This is a genomic window from Mycobacterium simiae, from assembly GCF_008370645.1.
GTDB lineage: Bacteria > Actinomycetota > Actinomycetes > Mycobacteriales > Mycobacteriaceae > Mycobacterium > Mycobacterium simiae_A.
Genome location: NZ_VTZN01000242.1, coordinates 1 through 5,706, shown reverse-complemented (window position 1 = coordinate 5,706; position 5,706 = coordinate 1). Strand labels below are relative to the sequence as shown.

6 protein-coding genes and 1 pseudogene are annotated in these 5,706 nt (G+C 66.8%); 1 reads left to right on the top strand and 6 read right to left on the bottom strand.

Annotated elements, in window-relative coordinates; translation table 11 throughout:
* Positions 1 to 743 (top strand): outer membrane protein assembly factor BamB family protein (locus tag F0Q45_RS23840; protein ID WP_149656250.1); only part of this gene is annotated, 743 nt, incomplete at its 5' end.
* 157 nt (positions 744 to 900) lie between these two features.
* On the opposite strand, the gene F0Q45_RS23835 is transcribed toward F0Q45_RS23840, so the two are convergent.
* The 6 genes and pseudogenes from F0Q45_RS23835 to F0Q45_RS23810 all read right to left on the bottom strand — a co-directional run.
* On the bottom strand, positions 901 to 1,584 hold the full coding sequence (locus F0Q45_RS23835; RefSeq protein ID WP_149656249.1) for an esterase: 684 nt from the start codon (positions 1,582 to 1,584) through the stop codon (positions 901 to 903).
* A gap of 72 nt (positions 1,585 to 1,656) precedes the next feature.
* Positions 1,657 to 2,883: a class I SAM-dependent methyltransferase gene (locus F0Q45_RS23830; protein WP_262491146.1), complete on the bottom strand. Its 1,227-nt coding sequence runs from the start codon at positions 2,881 to 2,883 to the stop codon at positions 1,657 to 1,659.
* Positions 2,841 to 3,815, bottom strand: a complete 975-nt coding sequence (locus F0Q45_RS23825) for a class I SAM-dependent methyltransferase (protein ID WP_149656248.1) — start codon at positions 3,813 to 3,815, stop codon at positions 2,841 to 2,843. Before F0Q45_RS23825 ends, F0Q45_RS23830 begins: the two co-directional genes overlap by 43 nt.
* A 10-nt stretch (positions 3,816 to 3,825) precedes the next feature.
* Positions 3,826 to 4,575 (bottom strand): enoyl-CoA hydratase, encoded by a 750-nt coding sequence (locus F0Q45_RS23820; RefSeq protein WP_149656251.1) that lies wholly within the window; start codon positions 4,573 to 4,575, stop codon positions 3,826 to 3,828.
* Entirely contained in the window at positions 4,572 to 5,405 is an 834-nt protein-coding gene (locus tag F0Q45_RS23815) for an NUDIX hydrolase (protein ID WP_149656247.1), read from the bottom strand. The genes F0Q45_RS23820 and F0Q45_RS23815 overlap by 4 nt, the downstream gene beginning before the upstream one ends.
* A pseudogene (locus F0Q45_RS23810) lies at positions 5,402 to 5,706 on the bottom strand (ABC transporter ATP-binding protein); the annotation flags it as partial. The gene F0Q45_RS23815 and the pseudogene F0Q45_RS23810, both read right to left, overlap by 4 nt.

The window sequence follows — 5,706 nt, the reverse complement described above, 5'->3', positions numbered from 1 at the left end:
GGGTGGTCGGCAGCCCGCTGGATTTGGTGGAGGGTGTCGATCCTGCAGATCCGATGCGTGGGCTGGCCGATTGTGTGCCGGCGCGGATGGGTTGTCCCGTGGCGGCCGCCCCCGCATTCTCAGCGGTCAACGGGACAGTGGTGCTTGGCGTCTGGCAGCCGGGCGCCTCGGCGGCAGGTCTGGTCGGGCTCAAGTATCGCGGGGGACAGCTGGCCCGCGAGTGGGCCAGCGACGCCGTCATAGACGGTGTGATCGCCAGCCCGGTGTTGTCCGCCGACGGCGCTACTGTCTACGTCAATGGCCGCGACCAACGCCTATGGGCGCTGCACGCCTCCGACGGCAAGGTCAAGTGGTCGGTGCCGCTCGGATTCCTGGCTCAGACGCCGCCCGCGGTCAACCCGCAGGGCCTGATCGTGTCCGGCGGTGGTCCCGACACGCGGCTGGCGGCCTTTCGGGACGCCGGTGACCACGCCGACCAGGCCTGGCGACGCGATGACGTCATGCCGCTGTCGACGTCAAGCCTGGCCGGCGACAGCGTCGGCTACACCGTGGTTGCCGGTCCACCGCAGGAGCGCGGGCCCGGTTTGTCGTTGCTGGTTTTCGACCCGGTCAACGGCCACACGGCTAACAGTTATCCGCTACCGGCCGCTACCGGGTATCCCGTTGGAGTAGCCATCGGATATGACCGGCGGGTGGTCGCGGCTACCAGCGACGGCCAGGTCTACAGCTACGCGCCGGCGTAGCCGCCATACTCGTCCTGACGCTGGGCGGTGACTGGGGTTTTCTGGGCCGGCTGCAGCGGGGTGGCCTTTGCCATGCCGGCCATTGGCTGCATGACACGCACGGTGCTGAGCATCGGCGCAGCCGGCGAGAGAATCGCTAGCCGGATCGGTGTGCAGCTTAGATAGCCAACGGCGGGATGGCGCTGCGCGGCACCTGGGCTGAAGTAGCGCCGGCAAACGACGGCAGCACCTCACCCTGGGCGAAGTAAAAAATCAGGTCGTCGTCGGTGATCGCGAAATTCTGGTAGTTCGACGGATCCCGCCCGGCGCCCGGCGATAGCGTCAAGCCCAGCCCCGTCTGCCGTTCCAGCTCACGCTGGACTATCGGGAAGATCGCGTCCAGCGGCGAAGCATTAGCCGCGAACAGCGTGTCGAAGGTGATGGGCTGCTTGGTCCCGAGGTTATAGTTGAACGCCTTGTACCACGTAAACGGATGCGCCCCACCAAGATCCTGGAAAAACTTGAGCACCACGCTGCGGGTATTGTGTGGTGGCTGGCCGGCGCTGTGTTGCTCGCTGGTCGCGTCCATCTGGTAGGGCCGATCGCGGCGCCCGGAGCCCTGGGCCACGTTGACGAACCCGTCGCGGTTCTTGGTGATGTAATCGGTCAGCGACTGCTGGTCCGGGTAGTCAACTGGATATGCAATGTCCAATGTGTAGGTCGATCCCGAGGCATGGATATGGCACATCTGCGCGGCCTCGACGGAACCGCCAAGGCTGGCGCAGGTCGGCGGCGCGGCGGCTGCCGGCGACGCGAGCAGGACCGCGGAAGCAAGCACTGCAGCCGCTATCAGATGACGCATTATCGATTTTTCCTCGCAGACCGAACGGCGGATGGCGCCGCTAGGGGTAACCGCCGCCAGCCTACCCGGCCGCTATCGAGAGGGACAGCAAAGGAATACCGTCGCGTGACTGCCACTGCCGGAACCGATGCGAGTGATAATCACCGCCAAGGATCGGCTCCCGCGCAACCGCAGCCGTCGCCGCAACACGTCGGGATCTACCCGCACGCCGCGGACCAGGATTTCCAGCGCCCCACAGTCCAGCGCCGATAGTGTCTGACGCAGCCGGCGCTCGTCGAACGCCAGCTGTTCGAGCACCTCGAAACCACGCGCACCGGCCGGCAGCCGGTCACCGGACAGATAGGCGATGTCGGGGTCGAGCTGCCACAGCCCGTACCGGGTGCCGTAGTGACGTACCAGGCCGGCCCGCACGACGGCACCGTCGGGATCAACGATCCACCGCCCGACGGGGCGCACCCCGCAGTCGTCTGGCTCGCCGTCGGTAATTTGCTCGCCACTATCGAGAACGCTGGCCCGGCGGCGCACCGCCGGCACCGCCAACCCGGGCGGCCACAGGCATGCCTCCCGAACTGAACCACGGTATGACGTCACTTCAATTTCACCGTCGAAGCCGAGCCCCCATATTTGGTCGAAATTTATTCCGGGAGCGCACTTTACGACGAGATCGCGGCCGCGGTACGTCGCCAGCAACGGGCCCAGCGCCGGTTGGTAATCCGACAGGCCAAAGCGTCGGCGTCCGCTACTGCGACGTGCCGGATCGATAACAACCACCGCGTCTCGAGTCACCGGGCGCAGTGCATCGGCGCGACACAGGTCGGCGTCCGCACCCAGGTTATGGCGCGCCATCGTCAGGCGCACCGGGTCGATATCGCTGCCAACTGCCGTTGCTGACGCGCGACGCAACGCGGCTAATTCAGTGCCGATGGAACAGGTCGCGTCGTGCACCACGAGACCGGTCAGGCGGCTGGCACGGTGTAATGCCACAGCCGCCGCGGTGGCTTGCTGCAGCGCCTCATCGGTGAACAGCCAGGCCGAGATGTCGCACAGACCGGCAAGTTTGTCTGACGCGCGCCGCCGCAGCAGCGTCGTCTCCACCAGAACCGGCGCCCGCTCACTAAAACGAGCGCGCACCGCGGTGGTGTCGGCAATCCTGGTCGCCTCGCTTAGCTCCAACTCGGCGACCGCTGCCAGCGCGGCGGCGCCGGATTCCGACCTCAGGTACCGAACGTCGTCGATGGTGAAGGTGAGTCCGACACTCAGGAGGGCTTGACTCCGGTGATCAGCACGTTGTAGAACCAGCCCTTCGGCGCGACGTGGCGCCAGATGTTGCTGTCGACCCAGCTCAGCGCCTTCCAGCCGGTGAACGCGAAGTTCGCCCAGCCCCAGCCCAAACGTCCGGGCGGCACCGACGCTTCCAAGGTCCGGATCGGCCAGCCGAACATGGCGGCGGTGAACTCTTCGCTGGCAGTTTGCACCTGCACCGCGCCAGCGTTGGTGGCCATCCGCTCGAGATCCCCGGGGGTGAACGTGTGCAGGTCGACGATCGCCTCCAGCGCGGCGGCCCGCGAAGATTCGTCGAGCTCGGCCTGTGGCCGCCGCCAGCTACCCAGCCCGGGCAGCTTGGCGGCGTTTGTGGCGATCCGCCAGGTCAGTGTCGATAGCCTGCGCGCATATTCGTTACCAACGGTGGTGGGCTCCCCGGCGAAGACGAACCGACCGCCCGGTTTGAGCACCCGGATCACTTCGCGCAGCGATAGCTCCACGTCGGGGATGTGATGCAGCACCGCATGGCCGACCACCAGGTCGAACGTGTTGTCGTCATAGGGGATGCCTTCGGCGTCGGCGACCCGACCGTCGATGTCCAGACCCAACGACTGCCCATTGCGGATAGCGACCTTGACCATGCCGGGCGACAAATCGGTGACCGACCCGCGCCGGGCGACCCCCGCCTGGATCAAGTTGAGCAGGAAGAACCCTGTGCCGCAGCCCAGTTCCAGCGCGCGGTCGTAAGGCAGTTCGCCAAGAACGTCGTCGGGAACGATGGTGTCGAACCGGCCCCGGGCGTAGTCGACGCAGCGCTGGTCGTAGGAGATCGACCACTTCTCGTCGTAGTTCTCGGCTTCCCAGTCGTGGTAGAGCACCTGGGCGAGCTTGCTGTCGTGCCGCGCGGCCTCCACCTGTTCTGCGGTGGCGTGCGGGTTCGGCGCGACGTCGATGGAACTGCTCGTCATACGGGGTAGCCTAACGGCCGCCCCGGTCACCCCCGCCGCCCCGCCCCTGAGCAGCGGCGAACACCTCGACATAACGCCGCCGTTCAGCCGCAGCACGCTGCGCCGGTTCGAGTTCCAGGACATCGTTGATCACGGCCTTAGCAGCGGCCAGCGCCACCGGCGGGACATCGAGAAAGCGGCGTGCCCACGCTACCGCGGCGTTATACACGTCGTCGGGCGCCACCATATCGTCGATCAGGCCCAGCGCTAGAGCTTCCTCGGCGTCAAAGAAACGCCCGCTGAAAACCAATTCCTTGGCCCTGCTGGGGCCGGTGAACTGGGTAAGCCGCGCCATCCCGCCGCCGCCGGGGATCAAGCCGGCCAGGATCTCGGTCGCTCCGAACTTCACATTGTCGCCGCTGACGCGCCAATCGGCGGCCAGCGCCAAGGTGAGGCCGGCGCCTAACGCATATCCGGTGATGGCGGCGACCGTCGGCTTCGGGACCGCTGCCACGGCATCGATGGCCTCGCGCCGGACCCGCGCGGCGGTATCAGCCTCCGCGGCGGCCAGTGTCCGCAGCTCAGGCATGTCATCGCCGGCGCAGAAGATTTCGTGGCCGCCGAACAGGATCACCGCGGCGATGTCGTCGCAGCGGCCCAATTCTTCGGCAGCGACAATGATTTCGCGGTACACCTGGCGAGTCATGGCATTGGTCGGTGGTCGCGACACCACCAAGGTGGCCAGCCCCTCGCCGGTCACGACGCTGACAAACTCGTTCATTGCGGCCATGTGTGGGAACCGCCGGATAGCGCGCGCTTATAGCGGTCGGAGTCGAAAAACTCGATCTCCCAGTTCTCGCCGTTGTAGGTGAGGTTGGGCTGTATCGGCACTATCTTGCGCTCGACGGCCAGCACATCGGCGACCGTACGACCGACCAGCGCGTCCAGTTGCGTCCAGGTCGGCGGAAGCAGAAAACTGCGGCCGGCAGCGAAATCCTGGATGGCGTCCTGGGGCAACATCCAGTCGGCACGGTCGGATTCGGTGTTCTCGCCATCGGCGCGCTGACCTTCCGGCAGCGCTCCCACAAAGAAATAGGTGTCGTAACGGCGGGTGCGCTCAGCCTCCGGAGTGATCCAGTTCGCCCACGGCCGCAATAGATCCGAGCGCAGTACCAGGTCTTCGCGGCGCAGAAAGTCGGCGAAGGACAGTGTGCGGTCGGCCAGCGCCGCGCGCGATTCGCCGTACACCGAGGCGTCGCGGACGATGCTGTTCGGGTCGGCGGCCGGTCCGGCGAACAACACCCCGGACTCTTCGAACGTCTCGCGAGCCGCGGCACAAACCAGCGCCTCGGCCAAGTCGGGGTTGACGCCGAAGCGCTGCGCCCACCACAGCGGCGGCGGGCCGGCCCAGGCCTCCCGCGCGCCCAGGTCGGCATTGCGGTCGCGCTCGTCAACACCACCGCCCGGGAAGACCATCACCCCGGCGGCGAACTCCATCCCAGAGTGGCGGCGCATCAGGAAAACGGACAGGCCGGCTCCGAGGCTCGGCTCGGTGTCGCGGACCAGCACCACAGTCGCTGCCGGCCTTGGTACTAGCGGCACATGCGTCATGGCTGCCTCCGATGGGCTGGGCGGGTGCGGACCCGCCGGGCGAAATATCGACCGTCGACGACGTCCACGGCGATCTTCTGGCCGAACGCGGTGGACAAGTTCTCGGCGGTCAGCACATCGGGCAGCAGCCCCGATGCGACCACCTGACCTTCCGACAACAATAGGCAGTGGCTGAAACCGGGCGGCACTTCCTCCACATGGTGGGTAACCAACACCAGCGCGGGGGCGTCGGGATCCGCGGCGAGGTCGGCCAGCCGCGCCACCAACTCCTCCCTGCCTCCGAGATCCAGGCCGGCCGCAG

Bases quoted from the DNA above. Each gene is read 5' to 3' on its own strand.
- F0Q45_RS23820 (WP_149656251.1), bottom strand. From the start codon at position 4,575: ATGAACGAGTTTGTCAGCGTCGTGACCGGCGAGGGGCTGGCCACCTTG.
- F0Q45_RS23835 (WP_149656249.1), bottom strand. From the start codon at position 1,584: ATGCGTCATCTGATAGCGGCTGCAGTGCTTGCTTCCGCGGTCCTGCTC.
- F0Q45_RS23825 (WP_149656248.1), bottom strand. From the start codon at position 3,815: ATGACGAGCAGTTCCATCGACGTCGCGCCGAACCCGCACGCCACCGCA.
- F0Q45_RS23815 (WP_149656247.1), bottom strand. From the start codon at position 5,405: ATGACGCATGTGCCGCTAGTACCAAGGCCGGCAGCGACTGTGGTGCTG.